Here is a 23,603-nt window from a genome sequence, read left to right as displayed (position 1 = left end):
AATCTGATACGACGAGACCGCCACGGCCTGCACTTGTGAAAGGCAGCACAGGCCGTGACGGACCTTCAGGTCAATTACTGAGTGCTTTTCACCGGATAGTCAGGCTTCTTGTCGTCACCCGGAATATAAGGGCTCCACGGCTGGGCGCGCACCGGTTTGTCGGTCTGCCACACCACGTTGAACTGACCATTGGACTGGATTTCTCCGATCATCACCGGTTTGTGCAGGTGGTGGTTGGTTTTGTCCATGGTCAGGGTGTAGCCGTCCGGAGCCTTGAAGGTCTGACCGGCCATTGCCGCGCGGACTTTGTCGACGTCGGTTGTGCCCGCTTTCTCAACGGCCTGTGCCCACATGTGGATACCCACGTAGGTTGCCTCCATCGGATCATTGGTGACCGCGGTATCGGCGTTCGGCAGGTTGTGCGACTTGGCGTAGGCTTTCCATTCGGCAACGAAGGCTTTGTTGGTTGGGTTATCCAGCGACTGGAAGTAGTTCCACGCCGCCAAATCGCCGACCAGCGGCTTGGTGTCTATCCCGCGCAGCTCTTCTTCACCGACCGAGAAGGCAACCACCGGCACATCGGTCGCTTTCACGCCCTGGTTAGCCAGCTCCTTGTAAAAGGGAACGTTGGAGTCACCGTTGATGGTGGAAATCACAGCCGTTTTACCGCCAGCCGCGAATTTCTTGATGTTGGAAACGATGGTCTGATAATCGCTGTAGCCGAACGGGGTATAGACCTCTTCAATGTCTTTATCCTGAACGCCTTTGGAGTGCAGGTAGGCGCGAAGGATCTTGTTGGTGGTGCGCGGATAGACGTAGTCGGTACCCAGCAGGAAGAAGCGTTTGGCACCACCGCCGTCTTCGCTCATCAGGTACTGCACGGCAGGAATGGCCTGTTGGTTAGGCGCTGCGCCGGTGTAGAAGACGTTCGGCGACATCTCCTCACCCTCGTATTGCACCGGATAGAACAGCAGGCCGTTCAGCTCTTCGAACACGGGCAGCACGGATTTGCGTGAGACCGAAGTCCAGCAACCGAACACCACTGCGACCTTGTCCTGGGTCAGCAGTTGGCGGGCTTTTTCAGCGAACAGCGGCCAGTTTGACGCAGGATCAACCACCACCGGCTCCAGCTTTTTACCCAGCACGCCACCGTGCGCGTTAATGTCATCAATGGTCATCAGCGCGACGTCTTTCAACGGCGTTTCAGAGATGGCCATGGTGCCGGAAAGTGAATGCATAATACCGACCTTAATGGTGTCGGCGGCCTGTGCAGCGAATGCCAGACCCATACTGACCACGGTTGCCGAGAGGGCAAAGGCTTTAATAAAGCGACGACGTTGCATAAGTACTCCTGTTAAAAGTGCCAAGCCGGTCATCTTTCAGGCTGCCAGGCTTGGCAGCAGCGTGAAATCTTTAGGGCGTGCTGTGTTTAGGTGTCGAAATACGTTTTAAAAAAGTCACGAAGACGGGGTGTCCGCTTCGTCTTCTGGTCTCGCCTGATGCAGCATATGAAGAGTTATTTTGCGCACCTCGGCTTTACTGACGGCAATGTGGTCCTGTAGTTGGCGTTGTGCCTCCTGGGTCTGGCGCTGCATGATGGCGAGTAAAATGCTTGCGTGTTCGCTATAGGTCGCGTTGACGCGCGCGTCTTTGGTAAAGTCCAGCCGCCGGATGATGCGGATTTTCTCAGTCAGGTCGCGGTGGATTTTTGCCATCTCACCGTTGCCCGCTGCCGCCACCAACGCCATGTGAAACTCTTCGTCGAACCGAGAAACCTCTTGCCCGTCCTCCAGCCTTGGCTCATCTATCCAGAAACTTTGCAGTGCAAACAGTGGCTCGGGCGTCACGTCCATCGTACAGAGGCGTTTTACCGCCTCGAGTTCCAGAACGATGCGCAGGTCATAAAGCTGTTCGAAGTACTCGAAATCAAACGGTCGTACCTGCCAGCCGCTGCGGAAAAACACCTCCACGTAGCCCTCACGCTCCAGCCAGAAAAGCGCCTGACGCACCGGCGTGCGGCTCACGTCCATTCTTTCGGCAATCTCGTTCTCGCTAAATTTGTCACCGGGCAGCATGCGAAAACTGAAAATGTCGTCCTTGAGCTGGAGATAGATTCTTTCTGCCAGACCCTCAGGCCTGGCCTTGTTGCGTCCGCTACGTGAGCCGGTAAGCTGCATAAATGCTCCTTTGGGGCCTATTCCTGGCCGATTCCGTCTTTATCAATCCACAGCAGGGCGTCACCCGGTCCGACCGGACGACCCTGCTGGCAGCCAATTTTCAGCACCGTGCCGGAGCAGGGCGCATTGACCGCAAGCTCCATTTTCATCGCTTCCACCACGATAAGCGGCTGACCGGCTTCAACGTATTGACCCGGTTCGACCAAAATCTTCCAGACGTTACCGTTCAAATCGGCGCTGACCCGCTCGCCCGGCGGGGGGGCGAGGTTTTCCACCGGCTGCACGCCGTTAACCGCCGCCTCGACGGCGGCGCTTTCCTGTGCCTGCCAGTGCGCCACTTCATTGATGAAGGCTCTGTGCTGGCGCAGGCGGAAATCGGCGATATCATCGGCATTGTCGGCCAAAAAGCGGTTATATTCGGCGAAGTCGAACTCGGTGTGTTCAATGCGTACCTGAGCGCGGCCTTCGCGGAAAGCGTCACGCTGTTGATCCAGTTCGGTCTCGGTGACCTGATAGAAACGCACCTGATCGAAAAAGTGCAGCAGCCAGGGTTCACCTTGTTCGAACTGGCTGTTTTTAAGGAATTTATTCCAGATTGGCAGCGTGCGGCCCACCAGCTGATAGCCGCCCGGTGAGTCCATGCCGTAGATGCACATATACATACCACCAATACCGACGGTGCCCTCGGCGGTGTAGGTGCGTGCCGGATTATATTTGGAGCTCAGCAGGCGATGGCGCGGGTCGACTGGCACGGCACACGGCGCGCCGAGGTACACGTCGCCGAGGCCGAGGATCAGATAGCTGGCGTTGAAAATGATGTCTCGCACTTCCTCACGCGTTGCCAACCCATTGGTGCGCTGAATGAAATCGACGTTGTTCGGCAGCCACGGCGCGTCGGCGCGCACGGTTTGCTGATAACGTTCGACCGCGCCTAGCGTGGCGGTATCTTCGAACGCCATTGGCATGTGCACGATGCGGGTCGGAATTTTCAGCCTGCTCACGTCAGCCAATTGATGTTCCAACGTCAGCAGATGCTGTAGCAGCGCCGACTGATGGATGACGCGGCTGTCATAACGTACCTGTAGCGAACGGACACCGGGGGAGAGCTCTTCGACGCCCGCCCGACCGGCTTCGCGGAGAGCTTTCATCAGCAGATAGATGCGCAGACGCAGCGCCAGATCCAGCACGTTATCGCCGTACTCAATCAGCACGTAGCCGTCACCGGCCTGGCGATAGACCACGCTCGGGCGCTCGTCCGTGGCTGGGAGCTGGGCAAGAATGGTTGCCGAGGCAGTGGTGGTCGGCAGCAAAGAAGGGACCGGTAGCGCCATCGCTTCAATCGGCATCAGCGAATCGAGGGTGCCCTGCTGGGCCATTTCCAGCGCCTGAGCCTGTTCAAAGCCGATCGGATGGAAGCGGATTCGGTCGCCGGGTTTCACCTGGCCAACCTTCCACAGCTCGGCCTTGGCGATGGTGACTGGGCAAACAAAGCCGCCGAGGCTCGGTCCGTCGCGGGTCAGGATGACCGGGAAGTCACCGGTAAAGTTTATCGATCCGATGGCGTATTCACAGTCATGCACGTTGGAGGGATGCAGGCCTGCTTCGCCGCCGTCCAGACGCGCCCACTGGGGTTTAGGGCCGGTCAGGCGCACGCCGAGGCGGTTAGAGTTGTAGTGCACCTGCCACTCTGCCTCGAAGAAGGCATCGATAGAATCTTCGGTGAAGAAGTCTGGCGCGCCGTGTGGGCCATAGAGCACGCCAATATTCCATTCATCGCCATAGACCGGAACAATGTCTTCAGCGGCGGCCTGCGGAAGACCGACTGGCGCGGGCGTGGTGCAGGCGGCAAGTTCAGGCTGCGAGACGTTCAGCATGTCGGCGACGCGCAGGGTGCGACCGGCGTGGCCGCCAAACTGGCCAAGCACGAAGGTCGAACGGCTGCCGAGATAAACCGGGACGTCAAAGCCGTTACGCACGGCAAGATAGGTGCGACAGCCGCTGGTGGCGCGGCCCAGCGTCAATATTTGCCCGGCCTTTACGTCAACCGGCGCCCAATAGGCAATCTCAACGCCGTCAACGTCCGCCGGGCAGCGCGCGCCGGTGAGTGCGATGGTGGCGTCACAGTGGAAGCGCAGCGTCGGGCCTTGCAGAGTAAATTCCAGACCGGCGGCGTCGAGAGGGTTACCGACGATGCGGTTCGCCAGACGAAAGGCAAAATCGTCCATCGGGCCGGAAGGGGGTACGCCGATGTCCCAATAGCCGAGACGGCCCGGATAGTCCTGAATGCTGCTGTAGGTGCCGGGTGAGATAACCTCGACGGCGTGCGGCGCATACTCGAAGCCGTCGAGCATACGCGTCCACATCTCGCCCTGATGGAACACCGGTGACGCAACGACCTGACGCAGATAGTCAATATTGCTGGCGATGCCGTGCAGGCGGGTTGCGGCCAGCGCCTGAGACATTTTTTCCAGTGCCTGCGCGCGGGTCTCGCCGTGAACAATCAGCTTGGCAATCATCGGGTCATAAAACGCCGAGACTTCGCTGCCGGTCGACACCCAGCCATCGACGCGTACGTCTTCAGGGAAGAACACTTCGGTCAGTACACCGGGGCTTGGCAGGAAGTTTTTCAGCGGATCTTCGGCGTAGAGTCGCACTTCAATAGCCACCCCTTTTGGTGGCTGCTGCATGCGCGGCCAGTCCAGCGGTTGCTCGGCGGCGACGCGCAGCATGCATTCGATCAGGTCGAGGCCGGTAACCTCCTCGGTGACCGGATGCTCGACCTGCAAACGCGTATTCACTTCAAGGAAATAAAACTCGTCGCGCGCGGCGTCGTAGATGAATTCGACCGTACCGGCGCTGCGATAATTGACCGATTCGCCAAGCTGCACTGCTGCACGATGCAGTGCGTCACGCGTTGCCTGCGGCAGGTTAGGGGCCGGGGTTTCTTCCACCACTTTCTGGTTGCGGCGCTGCAGCGAACAGTCGCGCTCGCCGAGTGCAACCACCTTGCCTTTACCGTCGCCAAAAATCTGCACTTCTACGTGACGCGCGCGGTCAACGAAGCGTTCGAGAAACACGCCTGCGTCACGGAAGAACTGCTCGCCGAGGCGTTTTACGCTGTCCCACGCACTGCGCAGAGCGGCTTCGTCATCGCAGCGGGTCAGGCCAATCCCCCCGCCGCCTGCGGTGCTTTTCAGCATGACGGGATAGCCAATATGCGCGGCAGCGGCCGCCGCATCGTCAATGCTGTCGAGCAAGGCAGTGCCCGGGGTCATCGGTACGTCGGCTTGGGCGGCTAACTCACGGGCGCGGTGCTTAAGGCCGAATTCACGAATTTGATGTGCAGTCGGGCCGATAAAGGCGATGCCGGCTTCCTCGCAGGCGTCGGCAAACTCGGCGCTTTCAGATAAAAAACCGTAGCCAGGATAAATCGCCTGTGCGCCGGTCTCTTTAGCGGCGGCCAGAATTTTGTCGATCAGCAGGTAACTCTCCGCCGCTTTTTCACCGCCAAGCGCGACAGCGATATCGGCATCGGTCACGTGCGGGGCGTTGCGGTCGGCGTCCGAGTAGACCGCCACGCTGGTGACGCCGAGACGTTTCAAGGTGCGGATGGCACGGCAGGCGATTTCACCGCGGTTGGCAATCAGGACAGTCGTGAACATGTGCGTGGCTCCTCAGGCGTTTTTCGCGGCGGTGGATTTCAGGTGCTCGACGTAGCTTCTCCAGCCGCCGAACGAGGTGACGTCGGTTGCGCTGTCGATAGCCCAAGGCTCGCAGATAAAGCCTTTTACGCTGCGGCCGTCAGCCAGCTGAAGTGTGCCAATGCCCAGCGGCGCGGGGATCTCGGCCACAAATTCACCGAAGCGCGCCAGAGGAATATCCCAAAGTTCAACGATGATGCTACTGCCGCCTTCGTCTTTAACCAGACCCGGTTTCGGCGGCTGGGTATTAGCAAGGGCATAAAGTTTGTAATCGCTGGCGGTACGGGTTTGCTCGACGCGCACGGCGTTGCGGGTGGTGAGCTGGAAATTTAGCGGCATACCGGTGAGGTGTGCGCCGACGACGGCAACGCGGACGTGATCGGCGCTGACGGCCATAGGACCTGTCATGGCGCTGTCGGCGTTGAGGGTTTTATCGGTCGCGCCCAGCGTCAGAGACAGGCTGCGTTGCCACTGGCGGCCAAAGGCGGCAAGCGCAGCATCGTGCCAGGCTGGAGCAATCAACGTGATGCCTGAAGGCAGGCCGTCATCACGAATGCTCGACGGCAACGCCAGTGCGCAGAGATCGGCGAGGTTGGTAAAGTTGGTGTAGGTGCCGAACTGGGAGTTAAACAGCACTGGCTCCTGCACCATTTCGTCAAGCGTGCGAAGGGTTGGCGAGGTTGGCACCACCAATGCGTCGAACCCTTCCAGCGCCTGATTAATCTTGCGCGACAGCTCGGCACGCAGATATTCGGCTTTCCATGCATCCGTTGCGCTGTAGTTCAGACCGCTGGCGACAATGCCGCGTACCACAGGGTCCATGACCTCCGGCGTGTCTTCAAAAATTTTGCCGACGGCGACGGTGCGCTCGGCGACCCATGCGCCGTAATACAGCTGTTCGGCCAAGGCTTTGAAGGGCGTGAAATCGATGTTGACCAGACTAACGCCGCTGCTGACCAGCTTGTCGAGCGCCAGCTGGAAAGCTTTCTCGGACTCGGTATCGCCGAAGAACTCGAGGCTGTCGGGTACCGCAAAGCGCGGTTGGGAAGACATCGCGGCCGGGGCCGTGTGCGGATTAGCGCGTGAATAGGCGTCTTCAGGGTCATAGCCGCCGGCCAGAGTGGCGACGTATGCAGCATCCGCCACGCTGAGCGCGAAAATAGAAACACAGTCGTTGAGGCGACAGGCGGGCACCACACCGCGGTTTGAAAGCCAGCCTTTGGTCGGTTTCAGCCCCACAATGTTATTGAATCCCGCCGGAACGCGGCCCGAACCGGCGGTGTCAGTACCGAGCGAGAAGGCGACCAGCCCGCGTGCCAGTACGGAGGCAGAGCCTGAACTTGAGCCGCCGCTGACGTAATTCGGGTTAAAGGTGTTTTTTACCGCACCGTGCGGTGATCGCGTGCCGACCAGCCCGGTCGCGAACTGGTCGAGATTGGTTTTGCCGATGACGATTGCGCCTTTGGCCTGCAGATTGGCGACGACGGTGGCATCGGCCTGCGCGATATATTCGAAGGCCGGGCAGGCGGCGGTGGTTGGCCATCCTGCGACGTCAATATTGTCTTTTACCGCAAAAGGCACGCCATACAGCGGCAGTGTGGCGAGGGAACCCCCGGCCTGTTCGCGCAGTGTTTCAAGTTGAGTGATTTGCTCTTCAAGCTGGGTGGGCGTTGCGCGATAAAGCCAGGCATTGTCACGTTCGTCAAGGCTGTTGAGTACGATGCCTAAAGAACTGCGCAGGCTCAGGGGCGCGCTTTGATAATGACGCTGCCAGTCACGTAACTGATATCCAATATAAGGCGTTGATACTGAGGTCATAGTTGAATTCCATCTAGTACACAAGATTGAATTCATCTAAGCAAGCGGTGTGCCAATTTTTAATTATTTGTTTTTAATGATTATTTAACTAATTTCTCATTTTTTGTGCACGGCAATGTCTCACCGCTGCGGAGCATTTGTACAAAACGAGGGCAATCAATGAACGATTTGGAGGCGGGTTAATTTCCCGCCAGATAAGCCTGTTCGGTGCCTTGAAACCAGCTACTTGGAACGTTATGCGGGGGATGATGCAGGCGTTGCAGGCCGTCGTTAATGATGATTTCTGCCTGTCGCCACAGGGTGGCGTCGCCTTCTTTTAGCACGCCCAACAGCAATCGTTTCTCGACAAGATAGGTTTTGGCAAAGTCAGGATCGTGGGTGACCAGCGAACGGAGGTTGTCGATGAGGTCGGCGAGTTTGATGGTTTTGGCGGCGGCAGAGGCCTTGGCGCTGTGCTCTCGGTCGAGGTTTTTCCGCTCAATGCGGTTTCCAACGCAACTCAGGCTTACGTTGGTCAGCATCGCCACCAGTTCCGCGACCTCAGCGCCAAAATGCGCGGTAATGTCGCTAAGGGTGGTCGGCGTATCTTCGACAGTATCGTGTAACCACGCCGCGGCCAGCATGGCCTCGGTATGGGGCACGCTGCCAACAATATTCGCGACGGCCTCCGGGTGCACGATATAGGGGTCATTAGTATATTTGCGACGCTGATCGATGCTGGCGTGCGCTTTACTCGCATAACGTCTCGCTTTGTCGACTAGGCTGGTCATGATATTTCCCCTCTGGTGGCACCTTGTCTTTGTTATAGCATGGACAAGGTAAAAAATAATAATTGTAAATATGCTTGCTATAATATCGTGCGCTATTTATATTCTTCCCATGAACACAAAACACGACACCACACCCGCTGCAATGCATGCTCTGCATCTCGACCAGCAGTTATGCTTTGCGCTGTATTCCGCCAATCTGGCGTTGAATAAAGTTTATCGTAAGTTGCTGAGCCAACTGGACCTGACCTATCCGCAATATCTGGTCATGCTGGTACTGTGGCAGCAGGACGAAGTCATGGTGTCGGAAATTGGTGAAAAGCTGTTTCTGGATTCGGCGACCTTGACGCCGCTGCTTAAACGCCTTGAAACCGCAGGGCTGGTGGTGCGTCGCCGTGCCAAGGTTGATGAGCGTCAGGTAATTATTTCTCTGACCGACGCTGGGCGCACATTGCAGGAAAAAGCGCGTGAAATTCCCGAGGCGATTGCCTGTGCGGCAGAATGCAGTATCGAGGACGCGACGGCTCTGAAAAAGCAGCTGGAGACTCTCAGAGGCAATCTGCAGCGTAAAGCCTAGTTAAAGATATTACGTAGTCACGAGGTGCAAGGTTTTGCGCCTCTGCTACAATCAAATATATAGCGTGCGATTTAATCGTGTTTATTTATTGGTTATCACTCACTTAGTCACTTAATAGGAATACATCATGTCTATCGAAAAAGTAATTTACCGTGCTCATGCTTCAGCTACCGGCGGTCGTGATGGCCGTGCAACCTCATCAGACGGCGTGCTCGATGTGAAACTGGGTCTGCCAAAAGAGATGGGCGGTGCGGGCGGCGAAGTGACTAACCCAGAGCAGCTGTTTGCCGCCGGTTATTCAGCCTGTTTCCTCGGTGCGTTGAAGCACGTTGCTTCGTTGGAAAAAGTACGTATTCCTGCTGATGCTAAAATCGAAGGCGCAGTCGGTATTGGCCAGATCCCAGGCGGATTCGGCATTGAAGTGGCGTTGGACATCACCCTGCCTGGCATCGAGCGCAGCGTCGCAGAAGACCTGGTCGAGAAGGCGCATCAAGTTTGCCCATACTCAAACGCGACCCGTGGCAACATCGACGTGACCCTTACCGTTAAGTAATGTCAGCCACAGCCTTGTGATTGATCTGCGGGAGGCCAAGGCCTCCCGTTTTCTTTTCAGACTTTCCCCACCGAATATGTAAACTATCCCGCCTTATTGATGTCAAAATGATTCAAAATATTTCAAATTCTCTGGAAAATAATCTTTCATGAATAGAGTGAAGACTCTATCGCAGCAAAAAATCTGTTTATTGTTAGCGATTTATATTGGCATTTTTTTAAACTTGTCGGTTTTTACACGACGCTTCGCCTCGCTCATCGACTCCCCCACGTCGTTTGAATGGACCGCCGCCGTCATTGAAATTGCCACCACCATCCTGTTCGGCTTCTTTGTGCTGCGCCTGCTGTCGTTTGGCGGAAAACATTTCTTTCGGCTTATCGCCGGGCTGATTGTGCTGATTTCGGTCGCGGCCAGCTACTACATGACCTATTTCAACGTGGTCATCGGCTACGGTATTATCGTATCGGTGATGACTACCGATATCGATCTCAGTAAAGAAGTGATTGGCTTCAAGTTTGTGCTGTGGATGCTGGCGGTCAGTGCGCTACCGCTGTGGCTCATCGCCCGGAATGAAATGCGCGGCACGCTGCTCGAACAGATGAAAACGCCCGGTCAACGGCTGAAGCCGCTGCTGGTGTGGCTCCTGGCAGGCCTGCTGGTCTGGCTGCCGCTGCGGATGATGGACAAAGAGCAAAAGGCCAACGAGCGGTTAAGCAACGTGGATATGCCAAGCTATGGCGGGGTGGTGGCGCACTCTTATCTGCCGTCGAACTGGCTGGCGGCGCTCGGTTTGTTTGTCTATACGCAAATTGATGAGAGCCGCGATGCGGGCGATTTGTTTAATCCTGCCGAGGCTTACCGTTATGAGCCACCTGCGGATATCGATGATACTTACGTGGTTTTCATTATCGGTGAAACGACGCGCTGGGACCATATGGGGCTGCTCGGCTATGGACCAGACACCACGCCGCTGCTGTCGAAAGAGAAAAATCTCGTGGCCTTTAAGGGCACGTCCTGCGACACCGCGACCAAGCTCTCTCTGCGCTGCATGTTTGTGCGCGAAGGCGGCGTTGAGGATAATCCGCAAAGGACGCTGAAAGAGCAGAATATTTTTGCCGTGATGCGCCAACTGGGCTTCAGTTCAGAGCTGTTCGCTATGCAGAGTGAAGTCTGGTTTTACAACAATGCCAACACCAATAACTACTCTTTCCGCGAGCTTATCGCTTCTGAAAAGCGCAATGACGGCAAGCCGGTAGACGACATGCTGCTGGTGAGAGAACTACAGGAATCCCTGAAGCGCTACCCTAAAGGTAAACACCTCGTCGTGCTGCATACCAAAGGCTCACACTATCTCTATTCTCAGCGTTATCCGCGCAGCTTTGCCCGCTTTACGCCTGAATGCATGGGGGTGGACCAGTCCTGTAGTAAAGATCAGCTGATTAACGCCTTTGATAACAGCGTGTTGTATACCGATACCTTTATCTCGCGGGTGATTGATCAGCTGCGCGATAAAAAAGCGCTGGTGTTTTACGCCGCTGACCATGGTGAGTCTATAGGCGAGAACTCGCATCTGCACGGTACGCCGCGTGAGATGGCGCCGCCGGAACAGTTTCGGGTGCCGATAATCGTTTGGGCGTCTGACGCTTTCCTGTCGCAGACCGAAAGTCAGCAGGCGTTTGCCCTGCTGCGTCAACAGCAGGGCAGTGATAAACCGCATCGTCACGAAGAACTCTTTGACTCAATTTTAGGTTGCCTGGGTTATCGTTCGAACGACGGAGGGATTAACCCGGCAAATAACTGGTGTGCCGATCCTCAGGCCAAGAAGGGAATTTAGCGGTTAAAATCGCCGTTTTAAACAGGGTTCGTGTGTTTTATAAGCAGTTGGCGAATTGGGTAAAAAAAGGGATTGACGCTTGGAACCCGCAGCAGTAAGATGCGGCCCAATTCGGCGAGTAGCGCAGCTTGGTAGCGCAACTGGTTTGGGACCAGTGGGTCGGAGGTTCGAATCCTCTCTCGCCGACCACATTTAGAAAAACCCGCAAGCTTCTGGCTCGCGGGTTTTTTGCTTTCTGGCGTTCTTATTTGGCGAACAGCTGACTCATATCCTTGAACGCTTTGAATTCCAGTGCGTTGCCGCACGGGTCCAGCAGGAACATGGTCGCCTGCTCGCCGACCTGGCCTTTAAAGCGTACATAAGGTTCAATCACGAACTGAGTACCAAAAGACTTTAGGCGTTCCGCCAAGGCTTCCCACTCTTCCCAACTCAGTACAATCCCAAAATGGGGTACCGGCACGTCGTGGCCGTCCACCGGATTGGTGTGCGCCGAATCCTGCGTCGCTGTTTTTGGATGCTCGTGGATAACCAGCTGATGACCATAAAAGTCGAAGTCTACCCACTGAGCGCTTGAACGGCCTTCCGAGAGGCCAAAGGTTTCGCCGTAAAAGGCGCGACAGGTCGCGAGATCATAAACCGGGATAGCAAGGTGGAAAGGACTCAGAGCCATTGATAATTCTCCTGTTCCCCGACCGGCGTGCGTTGCAGTGGCAGCTCGCATAGGTTGGGAAAATGTGGTGTGAGGTTATATTGTGTTCATCCATTCTTAACGATAAAATTTTTAATTAAAAACAAATATTATTGTTGTGATTCATTAAAAAAACAGATGAGTGAGGCGGCGATGTTACGTGAACTGAAAACCTTCATTGCAGTAACGCAAGACGGCACTTTCGCCGCCGCCGGACAGCGCATTGGCCTGACTCAGTCGGCCGTAAGCGCACAAATTCGGGGTCTGGAAGACTATCTCGGTATGACGCTATTCGACAGAACCGGGCGTTCGGCGGTGTTAAACGCCGCCGGAAGCCGTATCTTGCCGATGGCTGAACAGATCCTCGAAATCTTTGCCAGCATGTCTCAACCGGAGAGCCTCGGGGATTTTCGCGGGGTTATCAAAATTGGCGCTATCTCGACCTTTCAAACCGGCCTGCTGCCGCAGGTGCTGGTCAAACTCCATCAGAGTGCGCCTGCGCTGGAAACTAAGCTGGTCCCCGGTGTGTCATTCAATCTTTTGACTCAGGTCGATGCAGGCAATATCGACCTGGCTATCGTCATTAAACCGGGTTTCCCGCTGGCCAAAGATCTGCACAGTGAAACGTTGGCGCGCGAGCCGTTCGTGCTGATTGCCCCCACGCACCTGCAAGGTGAAGATCCGATCGCCTTGCTTCGCGAACAGCCGTTTATCCGCTACGATCGCACCTCGTTCGGTGGGCGTATGGTGAGCCAGTTTCTGCGCAGCCAGCGGCTTGAGCCGAAGGTCGCGCTGGAGATCGACGAAATCGATGCCATTGTGAAAATGGTCGAAAATGGGCTCGGGGTGGCGTTGGTCCCGCTGGCAGGATTGTGGCTGGAGCGTAAGGCGAATCTGCGCGTCGTGTCGCTTGACGAGCTCACGTTTCATCGTGAACTTATCCTGGTCATGCGCCACGCTAACAGGCAATCGCCGTTGCACATGCTCATCGGGCGATGCCTGCACGACGTGGCGCAAACGTCTCTTTCGCATCAGTGAGACGACCGGGAGCCTCTCTCTCCCTTCCGGAGATACGTCAGAAAGGGGAGGGTGATTAGCCTTCCTGCGTTTCCTTCACCAGCTTACGCGCCTGATTTAGCGTCATATCATGCTGCATCTCGAGCAGCAGCCTGCCGGTGGTGCGTTCGCGGCCAGTGGCAACGACGCCAACCAGACTATCTTTAAGCCCGAACAGTGCGACAAAGTCCCTATCCTCAAGCGAACCAATAATATCGACCTTGTCCCATTGGTCGGGATGCCCTAAATGCTCGAAGCGGGTACCGAAATGCTGTGTCCAGAAGAACGGCACACGATCGAAGGCTTCGCGCTCGCCGAGCATGTTGATTGCGGCCGTACGGCCCTGCTGTTGAGCAACGCGCCAGTGTTCAATGCGGGTATGTTTACCGTCCATCGGGAAGCTGGCAATGTCACCTGCGGCGTAAATATCCTCAGCGGCCTGCAGATATTTATCCACCTTTAGACTGCCGTCGTCGTCGAGCGGCAGGTCGTGGATAAACGAGGTGACGGGCTGTACGCCGGTCGCCAGCAGCACAACGTCGGTTCTTACGCTCGAACCGTCTTTAAGCTCTACCGCTTCGACGCGACGATCGCCTTTAAAGCCCACGACCTCGCCGTCAATAAATTCAACGCCATTGTGTTCGTGCAGTGCGCGGAAGTATTTGGCAATCTTCTCGCCAAACTGTGCCTCAAACGGCAACGGTTGGGGTGCAATCACCTTGATGGCAATATCACGTTTGCGCAGTGCGGCCGCCATCTCCATGCCGATAAAACTGTTGCCGATAATCACCAACTGTTTGAGTTGATCCACGGCGCAGAGCAGCGTTTTTTCCTGTTGGAGATTACGTAAAACGTGAATACCGCTCAGCTCACCGCCCGGTAGAGCGGGACGTATCGGCGCACCACCGGTGGCAATCAGCAGCTTTTTAAACGAAACATGCTGTTGATTGGCGAGGCGAAGCTTTTTCTTTTTCTTGTCAATGTGGGTCACCGTACTGACAATCCGCTGCACGTTGCGCTGTTCAAAAGCGCTGTCTTCGAGCAGCGGCGGAACCTCATCCACCTTCATGCTGCCATCAGGCACGAATTTGGTCAGTGCAGTTCTGTCGTAAGGGGCAGACTTTTCCCGATCGATAATGACTATCCTGCCGTGATACCCGCTTTCTTCCAGCGCGCTCAGCGCAGCACTGCCGGCCGCACCCGAGCCCATAATTACAATTTGATCGGTGTTATTACCGGCTTGCAGGCGGGTATGCTGACGGGGGTCTTTCACATCGACCATTACCTCGCCGTGTTCAACTTTAGTGGGGTACTGCGTCAGGCCTTCCAGCGCGGGCGGCTGTTCAAGGCTACCGTCGTCAAGATTAAACACGGCTTTATGCCATGGGCAAACCAGCTTGCCGTCGCACACGGCCCCTTCTGCCAGCGGCGCACCTGCATGCGGGCAATTTGCCTGATACGCATGCACGCTGTCGTCCTGACGGACCAGCACAAATGGGGTTTCGTCGCTTTCGAACTGTTTCGGCTGATTTTTTGCAAGATCTGCAAGCTTGATGATTTTTTTAAAAGTCACAACATGCTCCTTTCTTTTGTGTGTGGTTGTTTATTCAACAAAGACCCTACAAAAAGCAGGACTGACTTAAGCCTAGCAGCCATGAGCACGTGTGCCATGAGGAGGGTGTGGATTAGGAGGATTCGGACCGGTGTTCGGTCGAAAAAATAATTTCCCTATTGAAAATCGCAAATTAAAGCAGCGAATTCATTGAGGTGGGGGCAAATGTCGGTTCCAAAACAGACCCTGTCGACTGAAACAGGCATCAATCACGCTGCGCATTATTATCATCTCACGCCTACCGAAATCGGCAGGGTGTGAAATGTTTTCTATTTTAGGTTTTAGAGGGGGCTGTTGCGCGATTTTTAACCTGCACTATAATTGTGCATAACACCCCATTTTCCCCTCGAAAGGTTTATTTCAATAGTGAAATAAGCGTGCCTTAATTACCTCTTTATGACTAGCCTCCAGCATTTTCGGCTGCCGTTTACCCAAATTTATAAAATAACCGTTCATATAATCATCATTTGACGCGGGATTTTTGAGCTTTTTATACGGCGTTTTCCGCTGGTTGGGCTAACAAGCGTGGTGTTATGTCCTGAAATATCGATTTATGACTCAATATTAATCCTGTAAATGTTAATTAACTGTTTTTTTATGTTTGTTTGCTGTTACTCACACTCTTTGTAAAAGCCTTGGCGTTATATTGACGACGCCTGAGAGAGTTGCGAAATTGATGTGAACAGGATTGACCAGAGGATTAATCCGGTAATTATTTGCACCCCTTTTTGGTGCAACTGTTTCCCCAAAACATCTCTGGTGACGTTTGTCATACGTCTGAAACATCACTTCTGCAGCTAACCGACAACCCTGTCCACCCGTAAATAAAAAATAAAGGGTGGCTTGAGCTGAACACACAACACACATCCACATCACCATTACTAGATGGAGCAAAAGCGATGAGAATTTCCTTGGGAAAATCAGGCCTGCTGAAGTTTAGCCTCGGCCTGATTGCGCTGACCGTGGCCGCCAGCGTTCAGGCAAAAACGTTAGTTTATTGTTCTGAAGGCTCGCCAGAAGGCTTTAACCCACAGCTTTTCACTTCGGGTACAACCTATGACGCCAGCTCCGTACCTATCTATAACCGTCTGGTTGAGTTCAAGATTGGTACGACTGAAATTCAGCCAGGACTGGCCGAAAAATGGGACGTCAGCCCGGACGGCAAAACCTACACCTTCCATCTGCGTCAGGGCGTAAAGTGGCAGTCGAGCAAAGACTTCAAGCCAACCCACGACTTTAACGCCGACGACGTGCTTTTCTCCTTTAACCGCCAGAAAGATACTGCGAACCCGTACCACAAAGTGTCGGGCGGCAACTATGAATACTTCGACGGCATGGGCATGGGCGATTTGATCAACAAAATCGTCAAAGTGGATGACCATACCGTGCAGTTCGTGCTCAACCATCCTGAGTCTCCGTTCCTCGCGGATATGGCGATGGACTTCGCTTCAGTGCTGTCTTCCGAATACGCCGACGACATGATGAAAGCCGGTACGCCTGAGAAGCTCGACCTTAACCCAATCGGTACCGGTCCGTTCCAGATGATGCAGTACCAGAAAGACTCGCGCATTCTGTACACCGCCTTCAAAGGTTACTGGGGCACCAAGCCGAAGCTGGATCGTTTGATCTTCTCCATCACGCCAGATGCGTCCGTTCGCTACGCCAAGTTGCAGAAAAACGAGTGCCAGGTGATGCCATTCCCTAACCCGGCTGACATCGCGGCAATGAAGAAAGACAAGTCAATCAACCTGATGTCTGAACCGGGACTGAACGTCGGCTATCTTGCGTTTAATACCGAGAAAAAACCGTTAGATAACGTGAAAGTGCGTCAGGCGTTGACTATTGCCGTGAACAAGCAGGCGATTATTGATGCGGTTTATCAGGGCGCAGGCCAGGCGGCCAAGAACCTGATCCCACCGACCATGTGGGGCTATAACAACGACGTTCAGGACTACCCTTACGATCCTGCCAAGGCCAAAGAGCTGCTGAAAGAAGCCGGTATGCCAAACGGCTTCTCTATCGATCTGTGGGCGATGCCGGTTCAGCGTCCTTATAACCCGAACGCGCGTCGTATGGCCGAGATGATCCAGGCTGATTGGGCGAAAATCGGCGTTAAAGCCAACATCGTGACCTACGAGTGGGGCGAATACCTCAAGCGTGCGAAAAATGGCGAACACCAGACCGTGATGATGGGATGGACCGGCGACAATGGGGATCCGGACAACTTCTTCGCCACTCTCTTCAGCTGCCAGGCGGCTAAAGACGGTTCCAACTATTCAAGATGGTGCTACAAGCCGTTTGAAGACGTGATTCAGCCAGCCCGTGCTGAACCGGACCATGACAAGCGTATCGCGCTCTACAAACAGGCTCAGGTGATCATGCATGACCAGGCTCCGGCGCTTATCATCGCTAACTCAACCGTTTACGAGCCAGTGCGTAAGGAAGTGATCGGTTACGTGGTTGATCCACTGGGTAAACATCACTTCGAAAACGTCGACATTAAATAACTGCCCATTGAGCGCGCAGGAAGCGGCGCGCTCAAAGCGGACTAAACTTTAAAGATGTAAATCGTTAAAGCAATGTGAGTTAACAATAAGCCCGGCGAGCTACGGTTCCCCGGGCATTTTATACAGAGAGTACGGGATATGCTGCAGTTCATACTCCGACGTTTGGGGTTAGTAGTCCCAACGTTTATCGGCATTACTTTGCTGACCTTTGCCTTCGTGCACCTCATCCCCGGCGACCCCGTTACTATCATGGCCGGTGAACGCGGTGTATCACCTGAGCGCCATGCTCAGCTAATGGCAGAAATGGGTCTCGACAAGCCTCTTTACCAACAGTATTTCCACTATGTGGTTGGCGTGTTACACGGCGATTTAGGCATGTCGTTGAGCAGCCATACACCGGTCTGGCAGGAATTCCTCCCGCGCTTTGAAGCGACCCTTGAACTGGGCATTTGTGCAATGATCTTTGCGGTCATTGTCGGTATTCCGGTGGGTGTGCTGGCGGCGGTGAAGCGAGGTTCCATCTTCGACCACACGGCGGTGGGCATCTCGCTTACCGGCTATTCGATGCCGATATTCTGGTGGGGGATCATGCTGGTTATGCTGGTCTCGGTGCACTGGAATCTCACGCCTGTTTCAGGGCGAATAAGCGATACCGTGTTCCTTGATGACAGCAAGCCACTCACCGGTTTTGCGCTAATCGATACCCTCATCTGGGGCGAGCCGGGTGATTTCAAAGACGCGGTCATGCACATGATTCTGCCCGCGATTGTGCTCGGCACTATTCCGCTGGCGGTCATTGTGCGTATGACGCGATCCTCAATGCTGGAAGTGCTGGGTGAGGATTACATCCGCACCGCGCGCGCCAAAGGCGTGAGCCGTATGCGTGTCATTGTGGTTCATGCGCTGCGCAACGCGATGCTGCCGGTGGTGACGGTCATTGGTTTGCAGGTGGGTACGCTGCTTGGCGGTGCGATCTTGACCGAAACTATCTTCTCCTGGCCGGGCGTGGGCCGCTGGCTAATTGAAGCCTTGCAGCGCCGCGATTATCCGGTGGTTCAGGGCGGCGTATTACTGGTCGCCACGCTGATCATCCTGGTTAACCTGTTGGTCGACGTGCTGTACGGCATCGTTAACCCGCGTATTCGTCACAAGAAATAAGAGGCGCACAATGACTCAAGTTACTGAACCTGTCGCCGGTGAACTGGTTACGGGCGCCCCGACGCCTATGCCGCCAATGCGCGAGTTTTGGCATTACTTCAAACGAAATAAAGGGGCCGTTACCGGTCTGGTTTACATCGTCATCATGCTGCTGCTGGCGCTCGGTGCAAACCTGCTGGCACCGCACGGTCCGGCAGAGCAGTTCCGCGATGCTCTGCTGAAGCCTCCGGTATGGATGGACGGTGGCAGCTGGAAGTTCTTGCTCGGCACCGACGACGTGGGGCGCGATATCCTCACGCGTCTGATGTACGGCGCACGCCTCTCGCTGCTGGTTGGCTGCCTGGTGGTGGTGCTTTCGCTGATCCTTGGCGTGATTTTCGGTCTGTTTGCCGGCTACTACGGCGGCGTGGTTGACGCCATTATCATGCGCGTGGTCGATATCATGCTGGCCCTGCCGAGCCTGCTGCTGGCGCTGGTGCTGGTCGCTATCTTTGGCCCGTCGATCGTCAACGCCTCGCTGGCGCTGACCTTCGTTGCGCTGCCGCACTATGTGCGTCTGACGCGCGCGGCGGTGCTGGTTGAGGTGAACCGCGATTACGTGACCGCCTCCCGCGTGGCGGGTGCCGGTTCGGCGCGCCAGATGTTTGTGAACATTCTTCCTAACTGTCTGGCCCCGCTTATCGTGCAGGCCTCACTCGGTTTCTCCAACGCCATCCTCGACATGGCGGCGCTCGGCTTCCTGGGCATGGGCGCACAGCCGCCGACGCCTGAGTGGGGCACAATGCTTTCCGATGTTCTGCAGTTCGCGCAAAGCGCCTGGTGGGTGGTGACCTTCCCAGGCGTGGTCATTCTGCTGACGGTACTGGCATTTAACCTGATGGGGGATGGCCTGCGTGACGCCCTCGACCCGAAACTCAAGCAGTAAGGGGCGCGAGATGGAAACAACATTGATTGAACAAGTACCGGTCGGCAAGACGCTGCTGACTGTGAATAAGCTGTCGGTACATTTTGGTAACGAGGGCGCACCATTCCGCGCCGTAGACCGCATCAGCTATACCGTGAAGCAGGGCGAAGTGGTCGGCATCGTCGGCGAGTCAGGCTCGGGTAAATCGGTCAGTTCGCTGGCGCTGATGGGGTTGATTGATTTTCCGGGCAAGGTGATGGCCGACCAGCTGGAATTTGGTGGTCAGAACCTGCAGGGCATCAGTGAAAAACAGCGACGTCAGATAGTGGGCTCCGAGGTCGCGATGATTTTCCAGGACCCGATGACCAGCCTCAACCCTTGCTACACCGTCGGTTTCCAAATTATGGAAGCCATCAAGGTGCATCAGGGCGGAAATAAAAAGACCCGCCGTCAGCGTACGATCGACCTGCTGAATCTGGTGGGCATTCCTGACCCTGCGTCGCGTCTGGACGTCTACCCGCACCAGCTTTCCGGCGGTATGAGTCAGCGTGTGATGATTGCGATGGCGATCGCCTGTCGGCCTAAGCTGTTGATTGCCGACGAACCGACCACCGCTCTCGACGTGACGATTCAGGCGCAGATCATCGAACTGCTGCTCGAACTGCAGCAGAAAGAGAACATGGCGCTGATGCTTATCACCCATGACCTGGCGTTGGTGGCCGAAGCGGCGCATCACATCATCGTGATGTACGCCGGGCAGGTGGTGGAGACCGGGCCGTCGTCCGAGATTTTTCGTGCGCCGCGCCATCCGTACACTCAGGCGCTGCTGCGCTCGCTGCCGGAGTTTTCTACCGACAAGGCGCGGCTACAGTCGCTGCCGGGCGTAGTACCGGGCAAGTATGACCGTCCAAACGGTTGTCTACTGAACCCACGTTGCCCGTATGCCAACGACCGCTGCCGTAAAGAAGAGCCTGCACTGCAAGGTGAACCGGGCCGTCAGTCCAAATGTCATTATCCGCTGGATGATGCCGGGAGACCAACCTATGAGTCTTAATCACACCACCGGAAAGCAGCCGCTGCTGAAGGCTGTCGATCTGAAAAAATACTATGCGGTCAAGGGCGGCATGTTCAAACCTGAACGCACGGTGAAGGCGCTCGACGGCATCTCTTTTGAGCTGGAGCGTGGCAAAACGTTGGCGGTCGTCGGTGAGTCAGGCTGCGGGAAATCTACCCTCGGGCGTCTGCTGACCATGATTGAAGTGCCGACCCACGGTGAACTGTATTATCAGGGACAAGACCTGCTCAAGCCTGACGTCACCGCCGAGAAGCTGCGTCGCCAGAAGATTCAGATAGTGTTCCAGAACCCGTATGGCTCTCTGAATCCGCGTAAAAAGGTCGGCCAGATTCTTGAAGAACCGCTGCTGATTAACACCAGGCTCAGCAGCGCCGAACGCCGTGAAAAAGCCTTGGCGATGATGGCGAAGGTCGGCCTGAAAACCGAGCATTACGACCGTTATCCGCACATGTTTTCCGGCGGTCAACGTCAGCGTATTGCCATTGCTCGCGGTCTGATGCTGGATCCGGACGTGGTGATTGCCGACGAACCGGTCTCCGCGCTGGACGTGTCGGTGCGCGCACAGGTATTAAACCTGATGATGGATTTGCAGCAGGATCTCGGCCTGTCGTACGTCTTTATTTCGCACGACCTGTCGGTGGTTGAGCACATTGCTGATGAAGTGATGGTGATGTATCTCGGGCGCTGCGTGGAGAAAGGCTCGAAGGAGGCGGTGTTCAACAATCCGCGCCACCCTTACACCCAGGCGCTGCTGTCTGCGACGCCACGCCTGAATCCGGGCGATCGTCGTGAGCGCATAAAGCTGACCGGCGAGTTGCCTAGCCCGCTGAATCCACCGCCGGGCTGCGCTTTTAACGCCCGCTGTCGTCGTGCTTTCGGAAAATGTACTCAGCTGCAGCCCCAGTTGAAGCAGTACGGCGATGGGCTGGTAGCCTGTTTTGCCGTCGATCAGGACGAAGAGGAAAAAACCGCCGTTCACGGGTAATCTAACGCTCTGCATGACGCCGGTCGGTTCGCTGACCGGCATTTTTGCCTTAACACCCCCCCTTTCATCCGTCAAAACCGCCTGCCAACGCGATTACTGCACCCACGCGCGCGAGCTGTTATCATGCGCTGAGGATGCATTTTCAGGATTCGGCGAGGAGGGAAAGGTTGCGGGTTAGACGTTCGCTAACGATTAAACAGATGGCGGCAGTGTCAGGTGTGGCGCTGGTTACAATCTGCTTCTTTATCGCCATCCAGCTGTTTCACTTTGTGGAGCAGAGGAGAGACGACTACGCCCAGCAGTTAGAAAATATCGGCCATTCGGTGGTTCGTCCGTTGTCGCAATCCGTTCTAAACGTCGACCTTAAAGAAACGCAGCACATCCTGAATACGCTAAGACCGGTGGGCATTCTTAACCGCGCAGAGGTTGTGTTGCCTAATCGTATACCCACGCTTAGCACGCATTTTCCCGAGGGACGCCCGGTTCCTGACTGGGTAATGGCAAGCTTTGATCTGCCTATTAAGGTCTCCGTACCGCTCTATTCACCCGCGGTGAATCCCACAACGTCGCAGCCTATCGCCTATCTGGTGCTACAGGCCGACCCCTATCGCATGTATCAGTTTTTTGTCAGCGCGTTATCAACGCTGTTGACCACGTATCTGCTGCTGGCGCTGGTGCTCTCTATTGCCATCAGCTGGTGTATTAACCGGCTGATTATCCACCCTTTACGTTCAATCGCCCGCGAACTGGAGTCCTTGCCTGAGAGTGAGGTGCACTATCACCAGTTGGCCGCGCGGCCGCGCCATCGTGACGACGAACTGGGTATTTTGATCCGCAGCTATAACCGCAACCAGCAGTTACTCGATAAGGCGCTGAAAGCGATGCAGGAAACGCGGGAGAGCTTTCCTAATGAAGAGCAGTTCGTTTCTCGCGTCGAGCAGCGGATCAACGGGAGTCTTGCCGGTAAAGATTTCCACATCATGCTGATTTGCATAGAAAACGTGGGTGAAGGGGAGGGCGCATTTTGCCCGGTTATCTCCTCGCTGCTGAAGGTGCTGCCCGAGCAAAGCCTGCTTGCGCGACTGGGCTACAACGAATTTGCGGTCATGGTCAGCGAGATTGAACGTCCCTTTATGGCGATGCGGCTGGCGAGAGAACTTATGGCGAGCATCAATACCCCGCAGACAACCGCTGAAATGGGCATCACGCTACATCCCACCGGCAGTATTGGCATTGCCCAATATATTGGCAGGCAGGCGATTAGCGGTCACCAGCTGCTTACCCACGCCCGCGCCGCGAGACTGTCGGCCGACAGGCAGGGCAAAAACCAAATTCTTTTCTTCGAACCCGGTCTGACCGCGAAAATTCATCGCCGCCTGTTGCAGGAAAACGAAATCCTTCACGCAATGGAAAAGAACGACTTTACGCTGTTCATCCAGCCGCAGGTCAATATGTCTACCGGTGAGGTGATGGGCGCAGAAGCATTCCTGCGCCGTAAGATGAACGACGGCAGCTACGGGCTGGAAAGCGATTTTATCGTGGTGGCTGAAGAGATTGGCGTGATGGCGCAGCTTGGCTACAAGATGCTGGAGCTTGGATGCCATATCCTGGCCGACTGGCGTCGCCGTGACATTACGTTGCCGCTGTCGCTGAGCCTCTCGGGGGTACAGATTCAGCAGGCCAACTTCCTGCCTGAATTGCGTAGTCTGATCAGCCGTTACCAAATCGACAACGGCCAGCTGGTGCTAGAAATCACCGAAACGGCGCGTATCGCCGACTGGGAGCAGGCGTTGATTGTTCTCGCCGAGCTGCGCAGATTGGGAATTTCGGTCGAGCTCGATGATTTTGGGCTAGGTTATTCTGGCCTTGAGTACCTCAACCGCCTGCGCAATGTCCCGATCAACGCTATCAAGATTGACCGCATTTTTGTCGCCTCGCTGCCCGAAGATGATGCGATGGCCAACATTGTTGCCTCGATTGCGCGTGCGATGAACATAAAGCTGAAAGCTGAAGGCGTGGAAACCGAGGCGCAGCGCGGTTGGTTATTGAACAATCGCATTCTTTTTGGACAAGGCTATCTATTTTCAGCACCCGTTCCGCTGGTCGAATTTGAAACAAAATTTCTCCTCAACGAGACGAGGGTTTAACTGCCCCTCAACTCCCCGCAAAGCCGCTTCATTACTGGCTTGAC

At 55.4% G+C, this 23,603-nt stretch carries 17 protein-coding genes and 1 tRNA gene; 11 read left to right on the top strand and 7 right to left on the bottom strand.

The features are described 5' to 3' along the window. Window positions 1-74 precede the first annotated feature (74 nt). The 5 genes from urtA to BS640_RS16840 form a co-directional block, all read right to left on the bottom strand. A complete protein-coding gene (gene urtA, locus BS640_RS16860) occupies window positions 75-1,343 on the bottom strand; it encodes an urea ABC transporter substrate-binding protein (RefSeq protein WP_017493994.1) in 1,269 nt (422 codons plus the stop codon). Window positions 1,344-1,457: 114 nt separating this feature from the next. Then, window positions 1,458-2,177 (bottom strand): GntR family transcriptional regulator, encoded by a 720-nt coding sequence (locus BS640_RS16855; protein ID WP_017493995.1) that lies wholly within the window; start codon window positions 2,175-2,177, stop codon window positions 1,458-1,460. 17 nt (window positions 2,178-2,194) lie between these two features. Next, a complete protein-coding gene (gene uca / locus BS640_RS16850) occupies window positions 2,195-5,839 on the bottom strand; it encodes an urea carboxylase (RefSeq protein ID WP_084912966.1) in 3,645 nt (1,214 codons plus the stop codon). Between the two features lie 12 nt (window positions 5,840-5,851). Further along, complete coding sequence (gene atzF, locus BS640_RS16845; RefSeq protein WP_084912965.1) at window positions 5,852-7,696, bottom strand: allophanate hydrolase; 1,845 nt, start codon at window positions 7,694-7,696, stop codon at window positions 5,852-5,854. Window positions 7,697-7,875: 179 nt separating this feature from the next. Beyond that, entirely contained in the window at window positions 7,876-8,466 is a 591-nt protein-coding gene (locus tag BS640_RS16840; RefSeq protein WP_017492240.1) for an HD domain-containing protein, read from the bottom strand. A gap of 109 nt (window positions 8,467-8,575) precedes the next feature. On the opposite strand from BS640_RS16840, the gene BS640_RS16835 reads away from it, so the two are divergent. From BS640_RS16835 to BS640_RS16820, 4 genes are all read left to right on the top strand, one after another. Then, on the top strand, window positions 8,576-9,040 hold the full coding sequence (locus BS640_RS16835) for a MarR family winged helix-turn-helix transcriptional regulator (protein ID WP_026110574.1): 465 nt from the start codon (window positions 8,576-8,578) through the stop codon (window positions 9,038-9,040). A 127-nt stretch (window positions 9,041-9,167) separates the two neighbouring features. Next, on the top strand, window positions 9,168-9,593 hold the full coding sequence (locus BS640_RS16830) for an organic hydroperoxide resistance protein (protein WP_017492238.1): 426 nt from the start codon (window positions 9,168-9,170) through the stop codon (window positions 9,591-9,593). A gap of 148 nt (window positions 9,594-9,741) precedes the next feature. Further along, window positions 9,742-11,427, top strand: coding sequence for a kdo(2)-lipid A phosphoethanolamine 7''-transferase (eptB, locus tag BS640_RS16825; protein ID WP_084912964.1), 1,686 nt, complete (start codon window positions 9,742-9,744; stop codon window positions 11,425-11,427). A gap of 112 nt (window positions 11,428-11,539) precedes the next feature. Next, window positions 11,540-11,616 (top strand) — tRNA-Pro (locus tag BS640_RS16820). A gap of 55 nt (window positions 11,617-11,671) precedes the next feature. On the opposite strand, the gene BS640_RS16815 is transcribed toward BS640_RS16820, so the two are convergent. Next, window positions 11,672-12,097, bottom strand: coding sequence for a VOC family protein (locus tag BS640_RS16815; RefSeq protein WP_017492236.1), 426 nt, complete (start codon window positions 12,095-12,097; stop codon window positions 11,672-11,674). Window positions 12,098-12,268: 171 nt separating this feature from the next. Here BS640_RS16815 and BS640_RS16810 point away from each other — a divergent pair, with 171 nt between their 5' ends. Further along, window positions 12,269-13,153: a LysR family transcriptional regulator gene (locus tag BS640_RS16810; RefSeq protein ID WP_084912963.1), complete on the top strand. Its 885-nt coding sequence runs from the start codon at window positions 12,269-12,271 to the stop codon at window positions 13,151-13,153. A gap of 55 nt (window positions 13,154-13,208) precedes the next feature. On the opposite strand, the gene BS640_RS16805 is transcribed toward BS640_RS16810, so the two are convergent. Beyond that, window positions 13,209-14,744, bottom strand: a complete 1,536-nt coding sequence (locus BS640_RS16805) for an FAD-dependent oxidoreductase (protein ID WP_084912962.1) — start codon at window positions 14,742-14,744, stop codon at window positions 13,209-13,211. Window positions 14,745-15,682: 938 nt separating this feature from the next. On the opposite strand from BS640_RS16805, the gene dppA reads away from it, so the two are divergent. The 6 genes from dppA (at window position 15,683) to hmsP (ending at window position 23,559) form a co-directional block, all read left to right on the top strand. Continuing rightward, the gene (gene dppA / locus BS640_RS16800; RefSeq protein ID WP_017492233.1) at window positions 15,683-17,290 is read left to right on the top strand and encodes a dipeptide ABC transporter periplasmic-binding protein DppA; all 1,608 of its coding nucleotides are present in this window, start codon (window positions 15,683-15,685) and stop codon (window positions 17,288-17,290) included. Between the two features lie 138 nt (window positions 17,291-17,428). After that, a complete protein-coding gene (gene dppB / locus BS640_RS16795) occupies window positions 17,429-18,448 on the top strand; it encodes a dipeptide ABC transporter permease DppB (RefSeq protein ID WP_017492232.1) in 1,020 nt (339 codons plus the stop codon). A 10-nt stretch (window positions 18,449-18,458) separates the two neighbouring features. After that, window positions 18,459-19,373: a dipeptide ABC transporter permease DppC gene (gene dppC / locus BS640_RS16790; RefSeq protein WP_017492231.1), complete on the top strand. Its 915-nt coding sequence runs from the start codon at window positions 18,459-18,461 to the stop codon at window positions 19,371-19,373. Between the two features lie 10 nt (window positions 19,374-19,383). Then, window positions 19,384-20,406, top strand: a complete 1,023-nt coding sequence (dppD, locus tag BS640_RS16785; protein ID WP_017492230.1) for a dipeptide ABC transporter ATP-binding protein — start codon at window positions 19,384-19,386, stop codon at window positions 20,404-20,406. Then, window positions 20,396-21,412: a dipeptide ABC transporter ATP-binding subunit DppF gene (gene dppF, locus BS640_RS16780; RefSeq protein WP_017492229.1), complete on the top strand. Its 1,017-nt coding sequence runs from the start codon at window positions 20,396-20,398 to the stop codon at window positions 21,410-21,412. The genes dppD and dppF overlap by 11 nt, the downstream gene beginning before the upstream one ends. Window positions 21,413-21,579: 167 nt before the next feature. Further along, window positions 21,580-23,559 carry a biofilm formation regulator HmsP gene (gene hmsP, locus BS640_RS16775; protein ID WP_206600938.1) on the top strand — a complete coding sequence of 660 codons (1,980 nt, stop codon included), beginning with the start codon at window positions 21,580-21,582 and terminating at the stop codon, window positions 23,557-23,559. The last annotated feature ends 44 nt before the right edge of the window (window positions 23,560-23,603 follow it).

It is taken from the genome of Rouxiella badensis (assembly GCF_002093665.1).
Lineage (GTDB): Bacteria > Pseudomonadota > Gammaproteobacteria > Enterobacterales > Enterobacteriaceae > Rouxiella > Rouxiella badensis.
Note: the sequence above shows the minus strand (reverse complement) of the source record. Positions and strands in the feature narration are given on the sequence as shown.

Excerpts from the sequence above, each read along its gene's own strand:
- urtA (WP_017493994.1), bottom strand. The coding sequence starts at position 1,343 with ATGCAACGTCGTCGCTTTATTAAAGCCTTTGCCCTCTCGGCAACCGTG.
- BS640_RS16855 (WP_017493995.1), bottom strand. The coding sequence starts at position 2,177 with ATGCAGCTTACCGGCTCACGTAGCGGACGCAACAAGGCCAGGCCTGAG.
- uca (WP_084912966.1), bottom strand. The coding sequence starts at position 5,839 with ATGTTCACGACTGTCCTGATTGCCAACCGCGGTGAAATCGCCTGCCGT.
- atzF (WP_084912965.1), bottom strand. The coding sequence starts at position 7,696 with ATGACCTCAGTATCAACGCCTTATATTGGATATCAGTTACGTGACTGG.
- BS640_RS16840 (WP_017492240.1), bottom strand. The coding sequence starts at position 8,466 with ATGACCAGCCTAGTCGACAAAGCGAGACGTTATGCGAGTAAAGCGCAC.
- BS640_RS16835 (WP_026110574.1), top strand. The coding sequence starts at position 8,576 with ATGAACACAAAACACGACACCACACCCGCTGCAATGCATGCTCTGCAT.
- BS640_RS16830 (WP_017492238.1), top strand. The coding sequence starts at position 9,168 with ATGTCTATCGAAAAAGTAATTTACCGTGCTCATGCTTCAGCTACCGGC.
- eptB (WP_084912964.1), top strand. The coding sequence starts at position 9,742 with ATGAATAGAGTGAAGACTCTATCGCAGCAAAAAATCTGTTTATTGTTA.
- BS640_RS16815 (WP_017492236.1), bottom strand. The coding sequence starts at position 12,097 with ATGGCTCTGAGTCCTTTCCACCTTGCTATCCCGGTTTATGATCTCGCG.
- BS640_RS16810 (WP_084912963.1), top strand. The coding sequence starts at position 12,269 with ATGTTACGTGAACTGAAAACCTTCATTGCAGTAACGCAAGACGGCACT.
- dppA (WP_017492233.1), top strand. The coding sequence starts at position 15,683 with ATGAGAATTTCCTTGGGAAAATCAGGCCTGCTGAAGTTTAGCCTCGGC.
- dppB (WP_017492232.1), top strand. The coding sequence starts at position 17,429 with ATGCTGCAGTTCATACTCCGACGTTTGGGGTTAGTAGTCCCAACGTTT.
- dppC (WP_017492231.1), top strand. The coding sequence starts at position 18,459 with ATGACTCAAGTTACTGAACCTGTCGCCGGTGAACTGGTTACGGGCGCC.
- dppD (WP_017492230.1), top strand. The coding sequence starts at position 19,384 with ATGGAAACAACATTGATTGAACAAGTACCGGTCGGCAAGACGCTGCTG.
- dppF (WP_017492229.1), top strand. The coding sequence starts at position 20,396 with ATGAGTCTTAATCACACCACCGGAAAGCAGCCGCTGCTGAAGGCTGTC.